Here is a 20,579-nt window from a genome sequence, read left to right on the forward strand (position 1 = left end):
CCCCCTCAATCAGGACGGTACGGCCTCGCGGCGCGGGACCTCCAGGTCCCAGCGGTGGCGGTGCAGCAGCACCGGCACCTGCTCGCCGCGCTGCGCGGCGGCGAAGACCTCCGCGCGAGCCCGGCGCCACCACACCCAGGTGCGGGAGGCGCCGAAGATCAGCATCGCGACCAGCGCCAGCATCGCCACCCGGTACTCCGAACCTCCGGGCATCGCCTCGAAGAGGTCGAGCACCAGGCCCACCGACAGCACGCCCAGCGCGGTGGCCGAGTGCCCGCCGGCGTTGGCCACGCCCGTGGCGGTGCCGACGTGGCGCAGCGAGTTGTAGTCGCGCACCAGGGCGAAGGCCACCGACGACACCGGACCGCCGAGGGCGAAGATCAGGAACGCCACGGCGATCACCGCGAGCGGCGGACGTCCCTGCGGCCAGGTCAGCAGCGCCACCCACGACAGCGCGTTGACGCTCAGGTAGCCCATGACCAGCCACATCCGGCACTCCGGGCGCTTGCCGATCAGCGCGCCGACCACCGGGCCGCCCACGACCTGGCCGATGATCAGCAGGCTCAGCAGCACGCTGGCCGTGGAGGCGGCCACGCCCAGCCCGTCGACCAGGTAGGGGAAGCCCCACAGCAGGGTCAGCGCACCGGAGACGAACATCGTGCAGAAGTGCGTCCAGAACGCCAGGCGCGTTCCCGGCACCGACCACGCCGAGCGCACCTGCGCCAGCACCGCTCCCCCGCTCTTGGGCGCGGAGGTCTTCGGCGTGGTGTCCCGCACGACCGAGACCGTCACCGCCGCGTAGACCATCGTCAGCGCGCCGACCAGCAGGAACGTCCCGGTCCAGCCGATCGTGCGCAGCGCCGCGGCCAGCGGGAAGGTGGCCGCGACACCACCCAGCGCCCCCAGCGCGCTGGAAATGGTGGCCACCAGCGCGTAGCGGCGGGCCGAGAAGCAGGCCGCCACCAGTCGCAGGATGCTCACCCACATCAACGCATCGCCCAGGCCGAGCACGCCGCGCGCGGCCAGCCCCATCGCGTACGTGTCGGCCAGCGCGAACATCGTCTGGCCGGCCCCCAGCAACAACACCGCGGTGGTGATCACCCGGCGCGCGCCGAATCGATCCACCAGCAAACCGGTGGGGATCTGCATGCTCGCGTAGATGCCCACCTGCAGCACCGTGAACGCGCTCAGCGCGGCCGGTCCGACGTCGAACCGATCAAGCGCCTGCGTCCCGGCAACCCCCAAGCTGCCCCTGTGAAATACCGCGGCGAGGTAGGCGACCACCGCCGCGCTCCAGATCCACCATGCCCGACTCTCCGGTCGGTCGGCAGCCACGAATGCCCTCCCATGTCCTCAAAGTCAACAACGCCGTGCGAACGATTGCTCATCTGTTACTTCGCCGCTCGCGGCTTCGGGGTTAGCCGGTTCACGAGTGGACTGCACCACATGCTCCACTGTGGACGGTCATCGTTCCGAGTCTTGGCCCCGGAGCAGCGCTCGCCTAGCCTCGACCTGGACGCCCGCAACGCGGCGGGTGCCAACGCATCGAAAACACCGGTGCGCCAACGCACCAGGTGGGATGGAGCGCGATGGACGGCAACACGGCCCCTCATCCGGCGATCCACCGCATGCTGCACCCGAGGTCGATCGCGGTCCTGGGTGCTTCGAACAACCCAGTCAAGCTCTCCGGACGCGCGATCGCGCTGATGAAGCGCTTCGGCTACATCGGCAGGCTGCTGCCGATCAACCCGGTGCGCGCGCAGGTCCAGGGCCTGCCCGCCTACCCGGGGCTGGCCGACGTCGACGGCGACATCGACCTGGCGATGATCATGCTGCCGGCGGATCAGGTCGTCGCCGCGGTCCGCGACTGCGCCGAACGGGGGATCCCGGTGGCGATCGTGGGCGCGGCCGGCTTCGCCGAGCTCGACGAGGCGGGCGCGCGACTCCAGCAGCAGCTCAGCGAGGTCGTCGCCGACACCGGAATCCGGCTGCTCGGGCCGAACTGCCTGGGCATGTTCAGCCTGAAGGATCGGGCGATGCCCACCTTCACCTCGGCGATGGACGGCGACTTCCAGCTGCGCGAAGGGGCGCTGGCGTTCGTCAGCCAGAGCGGCGCGTTCGGCACCTTCATCTTCTCCGCCGCGCAGCACGCCGGGCTCGGCATCTCGCACTTCCTCAACACCGGCAACGAGGCGGACCTGTCGGTCGGCGAACTGCTGGGCGGACTGGTCGAACTCGACGAGGTCCGGGTGCTGATGGCCTACCTGGAGGGCGTGCACGACGGGCGCGAGCTGCTGGCCGTGGCGCGCAGGGCTCACGAGCTGGACAAACCCGTCCTGGTCGTCAAGGTCGGGCGCTCGGAGGCGGGTGCCCGCGCGGCAGCGTCGCACACCGCGTCGCTGGCGGGCGAGGACGCGGTCTTCGACGGTGTCGTGCGGCAGTTCGGCGTCGTGCGGGTGGACGGCATGGAGCAGCTGCTCGACGTCGGGATGATCTTCGCCGACGGTCGCCGGACCCGCGGCAGGCGCCTGACCACGCTGTCCCTGTCCGGCGGTGCGGGGGTGCTGATGGCCGACGCGGCCGCCCACCACGGACTGGACGTCATCCCGTGGGAGCCCGAGTGGCAGACCCGGATGGCCGAAGTCCTCCCGGCCTTCGGTTCCGCGCGCAACCCGGTGGACCTGACCGCGAACCTGATCAGCGATCCGGCAATGCTGCGGCGAGCTCTCGAGATCGCGGTCGAGCACCCGGGGTCGGACGTGATCGCGGTCCTGCTGGGCAACGCCGACCACGCGGCCGACGAGCTCATCGGCGCCATCGAGCACGCCTACCGCTCCACCGACCGGCCCCTGGTGGTGGTGTGGACCGGCGGCAGCGGTCGGCCTCGGGAGTGGTTGCGGGAGCTGGGGATTCCGTGCTTCACCGACCCCGGGCGCGCGGCTGCGGCGCTGGGCGCGCTGGCCTCGTACAGCCTGCGCTTGGCGCCGCCGAGCCCGCAGCGGCCGCGCGACATCGACCGCAGGGCGGTGCGCGCGATCCTGTGCGAAGCCCGCGATCACGGGCGCGCGCAGCTCGACGAGCACGAGTCCAGCAGGCTCATCGCCGCCTACGGAGTGCCTTGCGCGGGCGCTTTCCCCGCCAAGGACCCGCCGAGCGCGGTCGCCGCCGCGCACGACCTGGGCACGCCCGTGGCCGTCAAGCTCCTGTCCCGCACCATCGGCCACAAGTCCGACGTCGGCGGGGTGCGGCTGAACCTGTCCACCGAGGCCGAGGTCCTGGCCGCCGCCGACGACCTGCTGCGACTGGATCCGGACGCCAAGCTGCTGGTCCAGCGGATGTCGAGCGGCACCGAGCTGATCGTCGGCATCAAGCGCGACCCCGCGTTCGGTCCGGTCGTGGTGGTCGGGCTCGGCGGAGTCCTCGTCGAAGTCCTCGCCGACAGCCGGGTCGGCGTCGCACCCCTGGACACCGCCTCGGCGAAGCGACTCCTGCGCTCCCTGCGCGGGAGCAGGATCTTCGACGGCGTCCGAGGTGAACCGGCCCGGGACCTGGACGCAGCGGCGGACGCCGTCTCCCGCCTGTCCTGGCTGGCCCACGACCTGGCCGACGACCTCGAAGAACTCGACGTCAACCCGCTCCTGGTCGACCACAACGGCGCGGTGGCCGTCGATTGCCTGGCGGTCCTGACCTAGTCGTGCGGCGCTTCGTCGCGGATCAAGGCGCGCGAAGTCCGTCGACGATGACCGACACCATCAGCTGAGCCCGCGCGTCCCATTCAACTTCGGGGACCTGCGCCAAACTGCCCAGCAGGAGGATGATGTCGGCCGCGTCGACGTCATCGCGCACCTCACCGGCGTCTTTCCCCGGTCGAGCAGCACATTGAGCGCTTCGTCGAGGCGCTGGTCCTGGTCCGAGTGGAGATCACGCCACGCCGACGCCTCGATCATCGCCATGACTCCGCGCTTGAACCCGCGCGCACTCGACCAAGCGCTGCGCCAGCCGGTCAGCGCCTGGAGGGGGCGTGCTCGGAGCTCGACGCACGGACCGGCTGGACGCGCTCGCCGCGCGGAGACGCTGGAGGTCGACGTCAACCTGCGCGGCGTCCTGCACGGCATCGACGCCGCCCTGCCCGTCTTCCGGAGCCAGGGCCAGGGCACCTCATCACCACGGTGTCGACCTCGGGCGTGAAGATCGTCCCGACGCAAGCCGTCCACGCGGGCACCAAGAACGCCGTGCGCACGCTGTTGGAAGCGCTGCGCCAGGAGTCCACCGACGGCACGCTGCGCACGACCTCCACCTCCCCGGGGTTCGTCCGCACCGAACTCGTCGACCACGCCGAGGACCCCGAACGGCGAGCGCAGGCGCAGCAGACATGTCCGAGTTCGGCATCAGCCCCGACGCCGTCGCCCGCACCATCGAGCAACCCGACGTCGAGATCGGAGAATTCGCGATCCGCCCCACCAAACAAGGCTGACCCACGTCTACCTGGTAGACCCGCAGGTCTCCTGTGCAACGGCGAAGCCGACCGACTCCCCTAGCGGCTTGGTTGTTCGCCGTTACCCTTCCCCTGGACCGAGGTCGATCCGACATCCACCGGAGCACCGCTCGAGTCGGTCGGACGCAAGTCAGGAATGGGAAGCCCGCGCTGGTCGACAAGGGTGGAACGGGCTTCGTCCTGCCCGAAGGCATGTCGTTCGCCCCACTGCCGCAAGGCCACGATCACTGTGAACAGATCCCGACCGACGGGCGTCAGCGCGTAGATCTGCCGCCGACCTGACGGAGCCACCTGTCGATCGAGAAGACCTCGTTCGACGAGGCGACGCAGCCGGTCCGCGAGGATGTTGCGCGCGATCCCGGTGCGATGCTGGAACTCGGTGAAGGCGCGCGCGCCGTCCATCGCATCGCGAACGATCAGCAGACTCCACCGATCTCCAACGAGGTCGAGGGCGCGTGCGACCGGGCAGGTCGGGTCGGTCCAGGCCATCTCATCGATGTCGATCGATGCGTTCATCACTTCCCCCGAAGAGTTGCAAGTTGAAACCATTGTGCCCTACTGTTCAAACAGTTGCACTTTGCTACCAATTGGAGAGCTGTGGACCTGCCGCACGGCCGGAGAACTCTGTTCGCCACCATCTGCGCGGTGGCGGTCGCAACCATCTACGCGGCTCAACCCGTGCTCGCGCAGATCGGCGGCGACCTGAGCGTTCGAGAAGCCGAACTGGGATGGATCGTCACGGCCGGACAACTCGGCTATCTGATCGGCCTCGTGCTCCTCGTCCCCCTGGGGGACATGCTCGACCGGCGCGCTCTCATCGCCGGACACCTGCTGCTCGCCGCAGCAGGGTCGGCGTTGGCCGCCTTCGCCACCCAACTCTGGGTCCTGCTCACAGGTCTCGCACTCACGGGCCTGTTCGCCGTGGTCGTCCAGACGACCGTCGCCTACGCGTCCGATCTCGCCTCGCGAACCGAACGCGGCCGCACTCTCGGAGTTGTGACCTCCGGCGTTGTCGTCGGCATCCTCGGCGCCCGCGTTCTCGCGGGCGGGCTCGCCGCGCTCATGGGATGGCGAAGCGTTTACGCGGTGCTCGCCGCGCTCCTCGTCGTACTCGCAGGCCTGCTGATGAAGCTGCTGCCCGCCGACCCGCGCACCGCCCACGCTCGATACGGCGAAGTTCTGACTTCGCTCGCCCCCCTCCTCCGCGAACGACTTCTCCTCTCGCGCGGACTGATCGCGTTCTTCGTGTTCGCCTCGTTCGGCACGCTGTGGAGCGGCCTGGCACTCCCGCTGTCCGCAGAGCCTTGGCACCTGAACCCCGCCCAGATCGGCCTCTTCGGAATCGCGGGCCTCGCCGGAGCGTTCGGCGCCGCACGTGCCGGTCGATGGGCCGACGCCGGACGCGCTCACGTCGTCACAGGTTGCGCGCTCGCACTCCTCGGCGCGTCATGGCTCGCAACGGGACAGGCAGCCTGGTCGCTCCACCTGGTCATCCTCGGTGTGGTCGCGCTCGATTTCGCAGTGCAGGCAGTGCACGTCAGCAACCAGCACTCGCTCACCGCGGCCCACCCGCACCGGACGAGCAGCGCCGTTGGCGTCTACATGCTCTTCTACTCCCTCGGATCCGCCCTCGGAGCGGTGTCCACCACCGCGGTCCATTCCGCCTTCGGGTGGGCGGGATCCAGTTCCCTCGGCGCTGCTTTCGCCTTCTGCGCGTTCGCCGTGTGGGGCGCCAGTCGCCGAGTCGCGCCAACACGCCGAGGCATGCCGACGAAACCGTGACTGCTAGGACTCGCGGGGTGGTTCGTCGAGTTCTTCGAGGATCTTGTTGGTGTGGCTGCCGATTTCCGGGATGGGGTCCATGCGGGGCTCGCGGCCGGCGACCGTGATCGGAGGCAGCAGGGCCCGGACCGGGCCCGCCGGTGAGTCGACCTCGCGCCAGCGGTCGCGGGCGGCGAGCTGCGGGTGGTCGGCGAACTCGGCCATCGTGCGCATGCGGGCGTTGGCGATGCCGACCTCCTCCAAGCGCTGCTCGATCTCGTCACCGGTCATGGCCGCGAAGCCGGACTCGATGGCCCCCTGCAGCTCGACGACGTTCTCGACGCGCTTGGGGTTGTCGTCGAAGCGCGAGTCGGTGGCCAGTTCGGGGCGCCGCAGGACCTGCTCGCAGAACCGCACCCACTCCCGCTCGTTCTGCACGCCCAGGAACACCTGCGTGCCGTCGCCCGCCGCGAACGGCCCGTACGGGGCGATGGCGGCGTGCCGGGCTCCCGAGCGGCGCGGGGCCTGCCCGCCGTAGGTGGCGTAGTAGTACGGGAAACCCATCCACTCACCGAGCGCGTCGAACAACGACACCTCGAACGCGCTGCCCTGACCGGTGCGCTCGCGCTCGTAGAGCGCGGCGAGGATGCCGCTGAAGGCGTACATGCCGCCGGCGATGTCGGCCGTGGAGATCCCGGTCTTGGCCGGTTCCTCGCCGCCGGTGATCGACACCAGGCCGGTCTCGCACTGAACCAGCAGGTCGTAGGCCTTCTTGCTGCGGTAGGGACCCGAGCTGCCGTAGCCGGACAGATCGCAGACGATCAGCCGGGGATCGCGTTCCCGCAGCCGATCGGCACCCAGCCCCAGTCGCGCCGCCGCACCCGGGGCGAGGTTCTGCACGAACACATCGGCCTTGGCCAGCAGCTTGTCCATGACCCGCTGATCGTCCTCGGCCTTGAGGTCCAGCGCGATGCTCTCCTTGCTGCGGTTGATCCACACGAAGTGGCTCGACATCCCGTTGACCGCGGTGTCGTAGCCACGCGCGAAGTCCCCCGTCGAGCGCTCCACCTTGATCACCCGAGCACCGAGGTCGGCGAGCTGCCTGGTCGCGAACGGAGCCGCGACGGCCTGCTCCAGCGACACGACGGTCACGCCTTCCAACGGCAGCATGCGCCCACCCCATCTCGCCCGGCCACCGCCGCAGACTCGCCGCCCGGACACCTCGTGTCAACGCGCCGTTACATCTTTTGACCGATCGAATTCCCTATTGACCGGTCAATTGCGCGGAGCTAGATTCCGTCCATGACGACCCCGGCGTACCTGCGCATCCGCACCGAACTGGAGCAGCGGATCCGCTCGGGTGCGCTGCTGCCCGGCAGCAAACTGCCCACCGAGGCTGAGCTGCGCGAGCAGTACTCGGTCAGCCGTGCCACCGCTCAGCGGGTGCTGACCGAACTGGCCCAGGCCGGGCTGGTGGAACGGCATCGGCGGCGCGGCACGTTCGTCGCCGAAGGCGCCCGGCAGGAGAACCTGCTGCGCCTGGTCAACCCCGCGTTACGAGGTCCGGAGATCCCCGGCCGGCACGCGGTGGACTCCGCTGCGGTCATCCCGGCGCGCGACGCAGACGTCGAGATGCCCGGCGTGGAGGACGACGCGCCGGTGACCCAGCTTCGCCGGCTCAAGTTCGACGTCGACGACAACCCCATCGCCATCGAACTCTCCGCGGTCCCGTTCTCGCTGGCACCACGACTGCTCGACGAGGACCTGGCCCACCTGACCGTGCACGACTACTTCTCCCGCAACGACATCCCCGCGGCCAAGTCCCGCGTCTACATCGACCCGGTGCTGCTCGACGACGGCACTGCGAACCAGCTCCAGCTCACCGCCGGGCGAGCAGTCATCCGGTTGCGCCGGTTGACGTGGCTGACCGACGGCAAGCTCGCCGAAGCCATGTGGCACATCATCCGGCCCGACCTCGTCGAGTTCTTCATCGAGCAGAACGTCCTGTCCACGCAGGACAGCTGACCTTCCCGCACCACGAACCGGTTCCGCGGCGAACCGCGAATTCGTGCTGCCCGGAAAACCCTTGGAGGGGTGTTCATGACTCGCGTCGCGGTGATCGGCACCGGCGTCATCGGTGCCATGACGACGTGGCGGCTCGCGCTGCGCGGAGCCGAGGTGCTGGCCTTCGACACCTACGGCCCCGGCCACGACCGGGGCGCCTCGGCCGGTGAATCCCGCATCTTCCGCACCGCCTACAAGGAAGGCCCCGGCTACGTGCCACTGCTGCAGCGCGCCGAAGCGCTGTGGCGCGAGCTGGAGGACGGCGCGGGCGCTGACCTGCTGACCATGTGCGGAGGGCTGACCATCGGCCCGCCCGAACACCCCGACGTCCTCGCGGTCCGCCGCTGCGCCGAGGACGCCGGCCTCGATCACGAGGTGCTCGACACCGAGCAGGCGCGGAAGAGGTTCCCGCAGCACCGGATCGACGACGGCGAGGTCATGGTGCTCGACCCGGCCGCAGGTGTGCTGCGACCGGAACCCTGCGTGCAGGCCGCGCTGCGATCCGCCGAAGCGGCAGGAGCGCGGATCCTGCCCTACCACCCCGTCACCGACGCCGCCGAAACCGCGAACGGCTGGCGGATCACCAGCAACGACACCGCGTTCGAGGTCGACCACGTCATCTTCGCGCCCGGCCCCTGGGCGCGACAGCTCGCACCGCTGCGCGACTTGCCGGTCGAGGCCCGCCTGATCACCGCCTACTGGTTCGCCGCGCGCGACGTCGCCGCGCACTCACCGGCATCGCTGCCCATCGCCATCCGCAGGCACGCCGAAGCCGGGTTCTCCTGCTTCCCGGCCCTGGACGGAGTGGCGATCAAGATCGTGCCGCACCACCTCGGCTGGCCCGACCTGGACGGCCCCGACGACCTCCCGCGCAGCTCCTCGCCGGAACACGCCCGAGCCGCCGCGGCCGCCGCGGCCAAGCTGCTGCCCGGAGTGACACCGCACCCGGTGCGGGTCGGCACCTTCGCCGAGGGATTCACCCCCGACGAGCACGCCCTGCTCGGCCCGCTGCCGGGACACCACGAGGCCACGGTCATGACCGGGTTCTCCGGCCACGGCTTCAAGCTCGCCCCCGCCTTCGGCGAGATCGGCGCGGACCTCGCGCTCGACGGGGGCACCTCGCACGACATCACCACGCTCGACCCGAACCGCTTCCTGCTGTGAGCCCACTGGAGGCCAACCATGCTCACCGGTTCCACCGGCCAGATCGCCGGAATCATCATCGCAAGCCTGCTGGTCATCGGCTTCGGCATCGGCATGTCCGTCTACTTCGGACGCAAGGCGAAGAACTCCGAGGACTGGCTGTCCGCGGGTGAATCGCTGCCGTTGATCGTCGTCATCGTCACCCAGTTCGCCACCGCGACCGGCGGTGGCGTGCTCATCGCGCACGTCGGCATCGGCTACCGCTCGGGCTGGTCGGTCTTCCTCTACGAAGGCAGCGTGCTGGTCGGGTTCCTGATCCTGATGTGGATCGCGAAGTGGCTGCGCGAGCAGCGCTTCACCACGGTTCCCGACATCATCACCAAGCTGTTCGGCCGCAACCGGCTGGCCATCGCGATCGCCGCGCTGGCCGCGCTGGTGGTGCCCTTCGGCTGGCTGGCCACCCAGTTCGTGGCGTTCGCGCAGCTCTTCGGGCAGCTCACCGGCGTGTCGCCGACCGCGCTGATCCTGGTCATCATGGTCGCGTCCCTGCTGTTCGTGCTGCCCGGCGGCCTGACGTCGGTGGCCTGGACCGACTTCGTGTTCGGACTGTTCATGATCGCCATGTCGCTGGGCGTGGCCGCCTACGCCGTCCACCTCGCGGGCGGCTGGGGCCACATCACCACAACCGTTCCGCAGCGCCTGTGGGGCTGGGAAGGGCTCACCGCGGCCGGGTGGGACCAGATCTGGCTGTGGGTCGCGGCGATCCTGCCCGGCACGCTCACCAACCAGCTCTACTACCAGCGGGTCTTCGCCACCAAGAAGGTCTCCGACGCACGCCGCGGGCTGGGGCTCTCCGGTCTGACGATGCTCATCGGCGGCATCTACGCCGGCTGCATCGGCCTCGCGGTGCACTCGATGAACCCGGGCCTGGTCAACGAGGAGGACGCGGCCGGCTGGCTGCTCACCCAGCTGCCGACCTGGCTGGTGATCGTCTTCGGCGCCTTCCTGGTCTCCACGATCATCTCCACCACCGGCGCCGCGCTGCAGTCGGTGGTGGCGAACCTGACCCGCGACGTCTACCAGAACATCGCGGGCAAGCAGGCCGGTGAGCGGCAGACCGTGACGCTGTCGCGGATGATCACCGTCGGCGTCTCCGTCCTCGCCGCCGTGCTGGCGATCCTGTTCCCGAAGGCGCTGACCTGGCTGGTCGCGACCTACGCCTACTCGGCGGCGGCGCTGGCCGCACCGATCTTCCTCGGGTACCTGCTGCACCGGCGCCGCAGGCTCACCCCGGCCGCCGCGATCACGGGCATGGTCGCCGGCATCGCCGGTTGCGCAATCGCGCAGCTGGTGGACACCACCGTTCCCTACGCCGTCTACGGCATCGCGGTCTCGGCCGCAGCCGTGCTGGTCACCGCGTTCGTGACCCCCGCTCGTCCCGCCGTCGAGGCAGAAATGGCAGTCGAAGCATGAACATCGCAGTGATCGGACTGGGAGTCCTGGGTGCGGCGACCGCGCGCTCACTGGCCCTGGCCGGAGCCCGGGTCACGGTTTTCGAGCGAACCGCACCGCTGGCCGGGACCACGAGCACCTCATTCGCCTGGGTGAACTCGCACAACAAGAACCCGCGCTCCTACCACGACCTCAACGTGGCCGGCATGGCCGAGCACACCGCTCTGGCTTCCGCACCCGGGCCGTGCGCGCCGTGGCTCACGCTGGGCGGGAACCTCGAATGGGCGGGGAGTCCGGACGGCACCGAACGGCTGGCCGCGTCGGTGCGCGAGCTCCAGGCCCGGGACTACCCGGCGGAGTGGATCACGCCATCCCGCGCGCGGGAACTGGTGCCCGACCTGCTCGTTCCCGATGGCGTGCGGGACATCGCCCACTACCCCACCGAAGGGCACCTGATCCCGGCGCTGCTGGTGGCACGCCTGTGGGGCGAGGCCCGGGAGAACGGTGCCGAGCTGCGCTGCCCGGCCGAGGTCACGTCGGTCTCCGAGTCCGCCGACGGGGTGCGGATCTCCTCGTCCGACGGGGAGGTCACGACCGCCGACGCGGTGGTGTTCGCCGCCGGGCGGTGGACCGAAGCCCTGACCGGGACCGCCGGGCACCGGGTGGCGATGGCCGATCCGGACGTGGCGGGGTCGGCCACCGTGGGCTTGCTGGGCTACACCACCGCGCTGCCCACCCGGGTGAACGCGGTGCTGACCACGCCGTCGCTGAACGTGCGCCCGGACGGCGGCGGGCGACTGGTGGTGCAGGGGCTGGACCTCGACGCCGACGCGGATCCGGCGAAGCCGCCTGGGGTGGACGGGTTCCACGCCCGGGAGCTGTGCCGGCGGCTCGACGACCTGCTGTCGGGCACCTCCGGCGCCGCCCTGGAATCGATCCGGGTCGGTCAGCGGTCGATGCCCGGCGACGGGTTGACGGTGGCCGGGTTCCTGGGCGGGAGCGGGCGGCTCTACGTGCTGGCCACCCACAGCGGGATCACGCTGGGACCGCTGCTCGGGCGGCTCGCCGCCGCCGAGGTGGTCAAGGGTGAAACCGCTTCGGAGCTCAGGGATTTCCGGCCGGACCGGCTCGTGGGCCGAGAATCGCTGCCGTCCTTGGAGAAGGCTCGGTTCGCGGGACAGCAGTGATCGTCATTCCACGGTGGTGCGATGAAACGCTTTCCGCGCCAATCGGTTCCGGAGCGTGATCGAGCGGACCACCCCATCCAGCGATCACCATTCGCTCGCGTTTTCGAATGGCCGGCGGCACAATTGACACATGAGTTCGAAGATGCCGACACCGGCCGCCACAGCCACTGCTGATGCCGTGCGCTTTTCAGCACCGAACAGCACGCAACGACCCCTGGGACATCTCGGTCGGGCAGGGCGGAGCGTCTCCGCGTCACCCGTGCAGGTGGATCCCGACCGAAGAACCAGAACCGGTTGCGAGGCCGGGATTTCCACCCACCGACGGGTGCCCCGGGCCGGACCCCCGGGAGCGTGAACCCGGGGCTCGCCACAACCAGATGAACCACCGGGCACCGGCCTCCGCGGGAGGCCGGTCACCCCGGCATGCCCATTCGAGCACTGCTGCTGTTTGACAACTTCAGAGCGGGAAAAGCTCAGGCCAGGTGGCGGCGCAGGAAGTCCACGGTGCGCGGCCAGGCGATGCGGGCCGATTCCTCGTGGTAGGACGCGGGGTTCTGGTCGTTGAAGAACGCGTGGCCGGCCGCGTACACGTGGATCTGGGGGTGGACTTCCGTCTGCTTCTTGATCTTGTCCGCCACCTCTCCGACGGCGTCCACCGTGACGCCGCGGTCGTACTCGCCGAAGTGGCCGAGCATCGGCGCCGTCATCGCCGAGAAGTCGGTCTCCACCGGCGGAATCCCGTAGAAGGGGACGACGGCGCCGATGCGCTCGCCCTGCTGGGCTGCCAGCACGAGCGCGAACTTGCCGCCCATGCAGAAACCGACGGTGCCGACGGCCGAGCCGGTCACCATGTCGTGGCCCAGCAGGTGGTCGACCGCACCCGCCAGGTCACGCGCGGCCTGGTCGACGGGCAGCTCCTGCATCATCCGGGCCGCCTCCTGGGCGTCGTGCGTGGTGTGCCCGCCGTAGAGGTCGGGCGCCAGCGCCACGAAACCCTCACCGGCGAAGCGGTTCGCGACGTCGGCGACGTGGTCGGTCAGGCCCCACCACTCCTGGATCACCACCACACCCGGCCCCGGCCGCTCCGGGGTCGCCAGGTAGCCGTGGGCGGTCCGCCCGTTGCTGGCGAAGCTGACGTTCTGGTGCGGGTTCGTCACGCTCGTGCTCCTTCGTCCGGAATGACCGTGCGCCGGGCCGTTCGAGCCCGCACCATGATCCCGCCGCGAACCGCTGATCGCAGCCCTCAGTCGAGGGGCATGTGGAAGATTTCCCAGAGGTGCCCGTCGGGGTCTTCGAAGCTGCGGCTGTACATCGGGCCTTCCTCCATCACCTCACCGACGCGAGGCGATCCCGCGGCGCGGGCCTTGTCGACGAGTTCGTCCACCTGCTCGCGCGAATCGGCGGTGAGGGCGGTGATGACCTCGGTGACCTTGCTCGCGTCGGCCACGTCCTTGGCGATGAAGGACTTGAAGAACGGCTCCACCAGCAACATCGCGTAGGCGTCGTCGCTGATCACCATGCAGGTGGCGTTCTCATCGGTGAAGTTCTGGTCGAAGGTGAACCCGAGGGCGGTGAAGAACTCCACCGACCGATCGAGGTCCTTGACGGGCAGGTTGAGAAAGGTCTTCATGGCCATGTTGATCACTCCGCTTTCGTTGGTCGGGAAAGGTCAGGACCGCGCGAGGCCGGGAATCAGGGCCTTGATGCTGTCTCGCCGTGCCCATGCGATGAGCAGGAACAGCAAGCACAGCACGAGTGGCGACAGGGCCACCACCGGAGCGCCGAGCGGGAAGATCTCCGCCAGCACCGCGCCGACCATGACCAACGCCAGGCCGACGGCTGCCAGACCGCACAACCGCGGGATCAGCAACCCGATCGCGCCGAGGACTTCGACGACGCCGGTGAAGTAGCGGAGCCACTGCCCGAACCCGATGAGGTCGAACATCTGGACCGCGATCGGGTCGCCGAGCAGCTTGGGCACGGCGGCGAACACGAAGAACGCCGCCAGCAGCACCTGCAGCACCCAGAGACCGATGTTGACCGCTCGCCTCGGCGGGCTCGCAGTCGTATTCGCACTGGTAGTCATTCGAAGCACCCTTCCCACGCGCTGTCGAGGCCGAACGCAGGTATCGACTCGACGACCGCCGGAAACTCATCGGTGCCGGCCGGGGAAGAACGCCTCAGTCCACCAGTTGGTCCAGGACCGTGCTGAAGACCTCGCGGTCGACCGTGACCGGGTCCTGCGCGAGCCAGTGCCCGATGTCCCTGATGAACTGCGCTGGCGTCATCGGCACGACCTGCTCGTCATGCTGTTCGACGGTGGTGATCTCACCGGCACGGCTCGGGTAGATCAGCACGGCACCGCGAACCTCGACCTCGGGCAGCAGCTCCTCGAAGTTGGCCACGCCCTCGTTCAACCTGGTCACTCCGCCGCGGAACGGATGGCCGTTGCGCCACAGCGAGCCGTTCTCGTCGGTCGCGTAGTGGCCGGGCAACCAGCTCTTGGACTCCACCAGCACCAACCGGCGGCCGCACAGCACCGCGTGGTGCACGTCCTCGAAGATCGAGTTCGGCCAGGCCAGCCCGTGGAACACCCGGACCCCGGGCAGCCGGATGAGGTACTTCGCGCACAGCTCGGCGGTCAGCAGCTGAACGCGCTCGTGCTGGATGTCCGGCAACCCGAAGATCCGCTGGCCGCCGAACTCGGCGGTGAACGCGCGGTGCTCGCGGTAGGCGGAGATGTGCTTGCGGAGCAGCAGCACGATCACGACCCCGGAGGTGATCAGCAACCCGAGCCAGGTCGCCATCAAGGCGGCGTTGAGCTCCACCGCCGCCCCGGCCAGCAACAGCAGGGACCAGGCTCCGACCAGCGCCATCGTCGGCATCCGGTCTGGTCCCAGCACCGGGAGGTACTGCACCCGCGCCTGCGGGTCGACGCTGTCCCACCAGCCGAGGTCGTCGAGCCGCACCCGCGGCATCCGGGGCACGTAGTCGGGGTCCTCCCCGAAGTCGCGGCCAGGCCGTCTGGTGCCGCCCGGCCTCCGCGGCCGCTCGGCCGCGGCTGTCTCGGTGCGCACGGGCGGGCGCCGCGAGCTGTCGTAGGAGGCTCGGCGCACCGGATCGTTGAGGGTTTCGTAGGCCTCCTGCAGGAGGCGGAAGGCGCCGTCGCTGCCACCGACGTCGGGGTGCATGGTGCGGGCCAGCGTCCGGTACGCCGATTTGATCTCGACCGGTGTCGCGTCGCTCCCCACGCCGAGGAGTTCGTAGTAGTCGACCCCGCGCACTACCCTCCCCGCCTCCCGGACCGCGCGGCAACAACGAGCTGCAATGAGAACGCCCGGTCATGATAGGACGCGGCCCGAGATCAAGATCAACCGGATGGCCGGATCTCACCCGTGACGAGCGCCCGGCCCCGCCGCGGGCACGAAAAAACCCGCTGGCTGCAGTGGCCAGCGGGCTCTTCCACGCGGATGACCGAGACGGCGCTCCGCCGTCCCTCCCTTTTGGCCATCCAGGAGCCGGGCTCGGTCCTGGATGGCGCCTGGGACCGGCTCGGCCTGCTGTGCGGTACTACCGCGTAAGTCCTGGTCAACACCGAGTGAATCGAGGCCCGCCCGGTATCGCCGTCCACCATAGCCGATCGGAGCGGCCTTGTGGGGCGAAATCCGCCCGGCGCGGCGAGCACGTGTCGCGGCGGCCGTTGCCGACCGGGCCACCTTCCGAGCGGCGGCGAGGCGGGCGCGGGCCGCTGGAGCCGCTGCTCACGTGGTCGCCGGGGCCTCCGGACGACCTTGACGCGATCTGATCCGACGTGCATAGGATCGCCGGTCGAACCGCTGGGTGGAAAGGTTGCAGATGGCTACGGAACCGCTCGCTCCCGGGGTCTGGGGCGTGGTCGCCACTCCGTTCACCGAGTCCACACAGGACGTCGACGTGGCATCGCTGGCGAAGCTCGTCGGGCACTACCGCAGGATCGGCGTCGCCGGGCTGACCGTGCTGGGCGTGTTCGGCGAGGCGGCGCGCTTGTCCACCGCGGAGAAGCGCGCGGTGCTCGAGGTCGTGGTGGATTCGGTGGACCTGCCGATCGTGGTGGGCGCCTCCAGCACCTCGACCGCACCCGCGATCGAGGAGGTCGAGCTGGCCACCGACGTGGTCGGTGATCAGCTGGCGGGTGCGATGGTGCAGGTCAACACGCCGGACCCGGACCTGCTGGCCAACCAGCTCGACGCGGTCCACGCCGCGACCGGTGCCGGTCTCGTGGTGCAGGACTACCCGCTGGTCACCGGGGTGTCGATCAGTCCGGTGAACCTGGCTGCGGCGGTCGAGCAGGTCGAATCCGCGGTGGCGATCAAGGCCGAGGCCCCGCCCACTCCCCCGGCGATCGCGACGCTGACCGCGCGCACCGGCGTGCCGGTTTTCGGCGGGCTCGGCGGCGTCGGGCTGCTGGACGAGCTGGCCGCCGGTTCGGCCGGAGCGATGACCGGCTTCTCGTTCCCCGAAGGCCTCCAGGCGTGCGTGAACGCGTGGTGGCGGGGCGGGTACCAGGCGGCCCTCGAGGCGTACCTGCGGTACCTGCCGCTGGTGAACTTCGAGGCGCAGGCGCGCATCGGACTGGCCATCCGCAAGGAGGCGCTGCGCCGCCGGGGCCTGATCAGCGACTCCGGGGTCCGGACACCCGCACCGGGGATGCCGGAAACCCTTGACAAACAACTGGATCGGCACTTGGCGGCCGTGGAGAGCATGGAGAACTGATGGATCTGGGAATCGCCGGCCGCAACGCGCTGGTGTGCGCCTCGACGGGTGGCCTGGGTGAGGCGACGGCGCGGGCGCTGGCCGCCGAGGGCGTCAACGTGGTGGTCTCGGGCCGTCGTGGCGACCGGGCGAGGGAGATCGCCGCTGAGCTGCCCGGCGCCACCGGCGTGGAGGTGGACCTGACCGCACCGGGCGGGGCCGAGGAGCTGCTGTCCGCCGCGCAGGACGCCCTGGGGCAGATCGACGTCCTGGTGCTCAACGGTCCGGGGCCACGTCCGGCGAGCGCCTCGGAGATCGGTCCGGAGGCCACCGCCGAGGCGGTGCAGAACCTGCTTCTGGTGCACCAGAAGCTGGTCGGCGGGGTGCTGCCGGGGATGCGGGAGCGCCGGTGGGGCCGGGTGCTGGCGATCGCCTCCAGCGGTGTCGAGGCACCGATCCCGAACCTCGCGCTGTCCAACATCGGTCGCAGCGCGCTGGCGGCGTACCTGAAGAGCCTGTCGATCGACGTGGCCGACGAGGGCATCACAGCGAACCTGCTGCTGCCCGGCCGGATCGCCACCGACCGGCTGTCGTCGCTGGACAACGCCACGGCGGAGCGCGAGCGCCTGCCGGTGGAGGAGGTCCGGGCCCGCGGCGAAGCGGCCATCCCCGCCAAGCGCTACGGCGAACCCGCCGAGTTCGGTGCCACGGCGGCGTTCCTGTGCAGCGCCCACGCCTCCTACATCACCGGCACCGCGATCCGCTGCGACGGAGGCCTCGTCCCGACGCTGTGATGCGCGCGGCCGGGGTACGGGCCGGAACGCAGAGCGAGGCGTGGGGGGGGGGGGGGCGGGGCGCCGCGCCCCCCCCCCCCCAACCCCCCGCGGGGGGGAGACCCGGGCGCGGGGGGGGGGCCCCCCCCCCCCCCGGGGGGGGGGGGGGGGGGGGCCCCCCCCCGCCCCCCCCCCCCCCCCCCCTCTTCCGCCTCCGGGAGTGTCAGCCGGTGACGGAGTTCAGGGTCGGCAGGTACGCGTTGGCGTGCCCGTCGACGTCGGGGTGGAAGGACTCCTGGATCGGGTTGCTGGGCCCGTTGATCCACTCATCGGAGGAGCAGACGCCGTGCCCGGAGAAGGAGTCCCTCGGGTCGGCGAAGGAGAACCCGGCCGCCGAGGCGCGGTCGGAGATCACCGAGGCGAGCTCGTCGGCGCCCTCGTTGATCCGCTGGCGCTTGTACTCGGAGTAGAAGGGAATTCCGCACTCGCCCATCTCGTTGATGCGCGGGTACCCGACCACCACGACCTTCGCGTTGGGCGCGGCGGCGCGGATGTTGGCGTAGGTGGTGTCGAGCTTGGCGGGCAGTTCGTTCTGGGCCTTCGCGGCCGCGTCGTTGACGGCGTTGTCGCAGCCCTCGTCGGTACCGGCGACGCAGCTGGTGATCACGTCGACGAAGCCGATGTCGTTGCCACCGATGGAAATGGTGACCAGCGTGGTGTCGGCGCTGAGCGAGCCGAGCTGGTCGGCGTTGACGTCGTCGGTGACCGCACCGGAGCAGGCGGCGAAGTTGAAGCTGGCGACACCGTGCGAGTCGGCCCATAACTGCGGATAGGCCTTGGGGCTGCGCAGACAGTCCCCGCTGTCCTCGAAGTAATCCCGGGTTCCGGTTCCCGAGGCGTAGGAATCGCCCAGTGCGACGTAGTTTTCGGCGGTGGTTTCGGAGTCGGAATCAGCTGCGAAGGCCGGGGCGGTGGCCGTGCCGGAGGCGACCGCGCAAACGGTCACCGCACCGATGAGGTACCTTGCGTGACGCATGTTTTCCTCCGTTCGGAGCGCGAAAAACTCCTTCATTCAAAGAACTCCGCGCGGATTTCCGGAGGAATTGGCGAATACCCGCCAGTAACAGGGCGTCGCGGCACTTCGAACATCACCGCGCCAGCCGCGATCGGAACAATTCTCGGTTCCGATTTCGCCGATTTTCCCAATTCCGGCACCTCAGGGAGGCGCTGAACGGGTTCGCAAGACGCACGTACGTTTTGTTCGAATTCGCACGATTGCAGCAGGCGTGAGGCACCTCGGCGTGGCATAGTTCTATGCCTCCCGGCACCCCGTCCCAATGTTTTGAGGAGGGCGTATGACACTCCGGGTTCCCGATCACCACACCGCTTCGGCGGTGCTGTCGCGGGTCGCCGCCGCGGCGCCGGAGGCGTTCGACGACGGCGTGCCCCGCAACCTCATCGACCGCCGTTGGCAGGCGGTCGGCGAACCGGCACCGCAGGTGACCCCGGTGGACGGCACGGTGTTCTCCCAACTGCCCAAGATCGACGCCGGCACCGCGCAGGACGCGGTGCACGCCGCCGCCCGGGCGCACCAGGCCTGGTCTCAGGTCACCTACGACAAGCGACGCGAAGCGGTGATCAGCGCCGTCGAAGCGATGGCGCAGGTCCGCGACGACCTGGCGCTGCTGCTGGCCTGGGAGATCGGCAAGCCCTGGAAGCTCGCCTGCGCCGACGTAGACCGCTGCCTCGACGGCGTGCGCTGGTACGCCGACCACACCGAGCAGATGCTCAACCAGGACGTGGAGGGCGCCCCGTACAAGCGGCAGCCGCTGCCCGGCCCGGTCAGCAACATCGCCAGCTGGAACTACCCGATGAGCGTGCTGGTGCACGCCGAGCTGGTGCAGCTGCTCGCGGGCAACGCGGTGATCGCCAAGACGCCCACCCAGGGCGGCGCGGTGACGCTCACCGTCGCGCACGCGCTGATGGCCCGCGCCGGGCTGCCGGCCACCCTGCTGTCCGGGGACGGTTCGGCGCTGTCCGATCCGCTGGTCCGCTCCCCCGAGGTCGGCGCGCTCGCGTTCGTCGGCGGTCGCTCCAACGGCGGCAAGATCGCCGCGCAGCTGGTCGACACCGGCAAGCGGCACATGCTGGAGCAGGAGGGCCTCAACACCTGGGGCTTGTGGGAGTTCTCCGACTGGGAGGGGTTGAGCGCGCACCTGCGCAAGGGCTTCGAGTACGCCAAGCAGCGCTGCACCGCCTATCCGCGGTTCGTGGTGCAGCGCAAGCTGGTGGACAATTTCCTCGCCACCTACCTCCCGGTGGTCCAGTCGGTGCGCTTCGGCCACCCGCTGGCCACCGAGAACGGCGATCCGCCCGCGCTGGACTTCGGGCCGCTGATCTCGGCGGCGAAGGCGACCGAGCTGGAGGGCCGGGTCGCCGAGGCGCTGCGCCACGGTGCGGTCCCGCTGCACCACGGCGACCGCGCTCAAGGCCACTACTTGGAGGGCCAGGACGTCTCGGCCTACGCGGCTCCGGTGACGCTGCTGGCACCACCCGGTGCCAGCCGGCTCATGCACGAGGAGCCGTTCGGGCCGGTGGACACGGTCGTCGTCGTCGACACCGAGGCGGAGCTGCTGGCGCAGATGAACGCCTCCAACGGCGCCCTCGTGGCCACGATCGCCAGCGACGACGAGTCGTTCGCCGACGAGCTCTCCGAGCACGTCCAGGCGTTCAAGGTCGGCATCAACAAGCCCCGCTCGCGGGGTGACCGGGATGAGCCCTTCGGCGGCCGGGGTGCCTCGTGGAAGGGCGCGTTCGTCGGCGGCCAGCACTTGGTGCACGCGGTGACCCAGGGCCCGCCCGGTGAGCAGCTCTACGGCAACTTCCCGGGTTACCACCGCTATCCGCAGACCTGATTCCGGCGCGAGCGAACGGGGAATCCCGCTGCGGCGGGGTTCCCCGTTCGTTTCCGCG

The 20,579-nt window shown here is 70.0% G+C and carries 18 protein-coding genes and 1 pseudogene; 10 read left to right on the top strand and 9 right to left on the bottom strand.

Features of this window, described 5'->3' with window-relative positions:
* Positions 1 to 9: 9 nt before the first annotated feature.
* On the bottom strand, positions 10 to 1,335 hold the full coding sequence (locus R4I43_RS23660) for an MFS transporter (protein ID WP_324267881.1): 1,326 nt from the start codon (positions 1,333 to 1,335) through the stop codon (positions 10 to 12).
* 254 nt (positions 1,336 to 1,589) lie between these two features.
* Here R4I43_RS23660 and R4I43_RS23665 point away from each other — a divergent pair, with 254 nt between their 5' ends.
* On the top strand, positions 1,590 to 3,692 hold the full coding sequence (locus tag R4I43_RS23665; RefSeq protein ID WP_324267882.1) for an acetate--CoA ligase family protein: 2,103 nt from the start codon (positions 1,590 to 1,592) through the stop codon (positions 3,690 to 3,692).
* A 22-nt stretch (positions 3,693 to 3,714) separates the two neighbouring features.
* Here R4I43_RS23665 and R4I43_RS23670 read toward each other — a convergent pair whose 3' ends face one another.
* Positions 3,715 to 3,846 carry a hypothetical protein gene (locus R4I43_RS23670; protein WP_324267883.1) on the bottom strand — a complete coding sequence of 44 codons (132 nt, stop codon included), beginning with the start codon at positions 3,844 to 3,846 and terminating at the stop codon, positions 3,715 to 3,717.
* A gap of 234 nt (positions 3,847 to 4,080) precedes the next feature.
* Here R4I43_RS23670 and R4I43_RS23675 point away from each other — a divergent pair.
* Positions 4,081 to 4,474 (top strand): annotated as a pseudogene (locus R4I43_RS23675) (SDR family oxidoreductase); the annotation flags it as partial.
* Between the two features lie 60 nt (positions 4,475 to 4,534).
* Here the strand turns inward: R4I43_RS23675 and R4I43_RS23680 are convergent.
* Positions 4,535 to 5,011 carry a winged helix-turn-helix transcriptional regulator gene (locus tag R4I43_RS23680; RefSeq protein ID WP_324267884.1) on the bottom strand — a complete coding sequence of 159 codons (477 nt, stop codon included), beginning with the start codon at positions 5,009 to 5,011 and terminating at the stop codon, positions 4,535 to 4,537.
* A 129-nt stretch (positions 5,012 to 5,140) separates the two neighbouring features.
* On the opposite strand from R4I43_RS23680, the gene R4I43_RS23685 reads away from it, so the two are divergent.
* Positions 5,141 to 6,277, top strand: a complete 1,137-nt coding sequence (locus R4I43_RS23685; RefSeq protein ID WP_324267885.1) for an MFS transporter — start codon at positions 5,141 to 5,143, stop codon at positions 6,275 to 6,277.
* Between the two features lie 3 nt (positions 6,278 to 6,280).
* Here R4I43_RS23685 and R4I43_RS23690 read toward each other — a convergent pair whose 3' ends face one another.
* Positions 6,281 to 7,426: a CaiB/BaiF CoA transferase family protein gene (locus tag R4I43_RS23690; protein WP_324267886.1), complete on the bottom strand. Its 1,146-nt coding sequence runs from the start codon at positions 7,424 to 7,426 to the stop codon at positions 6,281 to 6,283.
* Between the two features lie 132 nt (positions 7,427 to 7,558).
* Here R4I43_RS23690 and R4I43_RS23695 point away from each other — a divergent pair, with 132 nt between their 5' ends.
* From R4I43_RS23695 to R4I43_RS23710, 4 genes are all read left to right on the top strand, one after another.
* Complete coding sequence (locus R4I43_RS23695; RefSeq protein WP_324267887.1) at positions 7,559 to 8,281, top strand: GntR family transcriptional regulator; 723 nt, start codon at positions 7,559 to 7,561, stop codon at positions 8,279 to 8,281.
* Between the two features lie 75 nt (positions 8,282 to 8,356).
* A complete protein-coding gene (solA, locus tag R4I43_RS23700; RefSeq protein ID WP_324267888.1) occupies positions 8,357 to 9,484 on the top strand; it encodes an N-methyl-L-tryptophan oxidase in 1,128 nt (375 codons plus the stop codon).
* A gap of 18 nt (positions 9,485 to 9,502) precedes the next feature.
* On the top strand, positions 9,503 to 10,936 hold the full coding sequence (locus tag R4I43_RS23705; RefSeq protein ID WP_324267889.1) for a sodium:solute symporter family protein: 1,434 nt from the start codon (positions 9,503 to 9,505) through the stop codon (positions 10,934 to 10,936).
* Positions 10,933 to 12,102 (top strand): NAD(P)/FAD-dependent oxidoreductase, encoded by a 1,170-nt coding sequence (locus R4I43_RS23710; RefSeq protein WP_324267890.1) that lies wholly within the window; start codon positions 10,933 to 10,935, stop codon positions 12,100 to 12,102. Before R4I43_RS23705 ends, R4I43_RS23710 begins: the two co-directional genes overlap by 4 nt.
* A 473-nt stretch (positions 12,103 to 12,575) precedes the next feature.
* Here the strand turns inward: R4I43_RS23710 and R4I43_RS23715 are convergent, their stop codons facing one another.
* From R4I43_RS23715 to R4I43_RS23730, 4 genes are all read right to left on the bottom strand, one after another.
* Positions 12,576 to 13,259 carry a dienelactone hydrolase family protein gene (locus R4I43_RS23715; protein ID WP_324267891.1) on the bottom strand — a complete coding sequence of 228 codons (684 nt, stop codon included), beginning with the start codon at positions 13,257 to 13,259 and terminating at the stop codon, positions 12,576 to 12,578.
* Positions 13,260 to 13,345: 86 nt separating this feature from the next.
* Positions 13,346 to 13,732 carry a VOC family protein gene (locus R4I43_RS23720; RefSeq protein WP_324267892.1) on the bottom strand — a complete coding sequence of 129 codons (387 nt, stop codon included), beginning with the start codon at positions 13,730 to 13,732 and terminating at the stop codon, positions 13,346 to 13,348.
* Between the two features lie 39 nt (positions 13,733 to 13,771).
* Positions 13,772 to 14,188 (bottom strand): DoxX family protein, encoded by a 417-nt coding sequence (locus R4I43_RS23725; RefSeq protein WP_324267893.1) that lies wholly within the window; start codon positions 14,186 to 14,188, stop codon positions 13,772 to 13,774.
* A 94-nt stretch (positions 14,189 to 14,282) separates the two neighbouring features.
* Positions 14,283 to 15,386 (bottom strand): J domain-containing protein, encoded by a 1,104-nt coding sequence (locus R4I43_RS23730; protein WP_324267894.1) that lies wholly within the window; start codon positions 15,384 to 15,386, stop codon positions 14,283 to 14,285.
* Positions 15,387 to 15,957: 571 nt separating this feature from the next.
* Between R4I43_RS23730 and R4I43_RS23735 the strand changes: the two genes are divergently transcribed.
* A complete protein-coding gene (locus tag R4I43_RS23735) occupies positions 15,958 to 16,854 on the top strand; it encodes a dihydrodipicolinate synthase family protein (RefSeq protein WP_324267895.1) in 897 nt (298 codons plus the stop codon).
* Positions 16,854 to 17,627 (top strand): SDR family oxidoreductase, encoded by a 774-nt coding sequence (locus R4I43_RS23740; RefSeq protein WP_324267896.1) that lies wholly within the window; start codon positions 16,854 to 16,856, stop codon positions 17,625 to 17,627. Before R4I43_RS23735 ends, R4I43_RS23740 begins: the two co-directional genes overlap by 1 nt.
* 202 nt (positions 17,628 to 17,829) lie before the next feature.
* On the opposite strand, the gene R4I43_RS23745 is transcribed toward R4I43_RS23740, so the two are convergent.
* Complete coding sequence (locus R4I43_RS23745) at positions 17,830 to 18,642, bottom strand: SGNH/GDSL hydrolase family protein (protein WP_324267897.1); 813 nt, start codon at positions 18,640 to 18,642, stop codon at positions 17,830 to 17,832.
* Positions 18,643 to 18,961: 319 nt separating this feature from the next.
* On the opposite strand from R4I43_RS23745, the gene R4I43_RS23750 reads away from it, so the two are divergent.
* Complete coding sequence (locus R4I43_RS23750) at positions 18,962 to 20,521, top strand: aldehyde dehydrogenase family protein (protein WP_324267898.1); 1,560 nt, start codon at positions 18,962 to 18,964, stop codon at positions 20,519 to 20,521.
* Positions 20,522 to 20,579: the final 58 nt, after the last annotated feature.

The sequence above is a fragment of the Saccharopolyspora mangrovi genome (assembly GCF_035320975.1).
GTDB lineage: Bacteria > Actinomycetota > Actinomycetes > Mycobacteriales > Pseudonocardiaceae > Saccharopolyspora > Saccharopolyspora mangrovi.

What these genes read in the sequence shown, in the direction of transcription:
- R4I43_RS23665 (WP_324267882.1), top strand. Translation starts at nt 1,590, where the DNA reads ATGGACGGCAACACGGCCCCTCATCCGGCGATCCACCGCATGCTGCAC.
- R4I43_RS23680 (WP_324267884.1), bottom strand. Translation starts at nt 5,011, where the DNA reads ATGAACGCATCGATCGACATCGATGAGATGGCCTGGACCGACCCGACC.
- R4I43_RS23690 (WP_324267886.1), bottom strand. Translation starts at nt 7,426, where the DNA reads ATGCTGCCGTTGGAAGGCGTGACCGTCGTGTCGCTGGAGCAGGCCGTC.
- R4I43_RS23695 (WP_324267887.1), top strand. Translation starts at nt 7,559, where the DNA reads ATGACGACCCCGGCGTACCTGCGCATCCGCACCGAACTGGAGCAGCGG.
- solA (WP_324267888.1), top strand. Translation starts at nt 8,357, where the DNA reads ATGACTCGCGTCGCGGTGATCGGCACCGGCGTCATCGGTGCCATGACG.
- R4I43_RS23705 (WP_324267889.1), top strand. Translation starts at nt 9,503, where the DNA reads ATGCTCACCGGTTCCACCGGCCAGATCGCCGGAATCATCATCGCAAGC.
- R4I43_RS23710 (WP_324267890.1), top strand. Translation starts at nt 10,933, where the DNA reads ATGAACATCGCAGTGATCGGACTGGGAGTCCTGGGTGCGGCGACCGCG.
- R4I43_RS23720 (WP_324267892.1), bottom strand. Translation starts at nt 13,732, where the DNA reads ATGAAGACCTTTCTCAACCTGCCCGTCAAGGACCTCGATCGGTCGGTG.
- R4I43_RS23725 (WP_324267893.1), bottom strand. Translation starts at nt 14,188, where the DNA reads ATGACTACCAGTGCGAATACGACTGCGAGCCCGCCGAGGCGAGCGGTC.
- R4I43_RS23735 (WP_324267895.1), top strand. Translation starts at nt 15,958, where the DNA reads ATGGCTACGGAACCGCTCGCTCCCGGGGTCTGGGGCGTGGTCGCCACT.
- R4I43_RS23740 (WP_324267896.1), top strand. Translation starts at nt 16,854, where the DNA reads ATGGATCTGGGAATCGCCGGCCGCAACGCGCTGGTGTGCGCCTCGACG.
- R4I43_RS23745 (WP_324267897.1), bottom strand. Translation starts at nt 18,642, where the DNA reads ATGCGTCACGCAAGGTACCTCATCGGTGCGGTGACCGTTTGCGCGGTC.
- R4I43_RS23750 (WP_324267898.1), top strand. Translation starts at nt 18,962, where the DNA reads ATGACACTCCGGGTTCCCGATCACCACACCGCTTCGGCGGTGCTGTCG.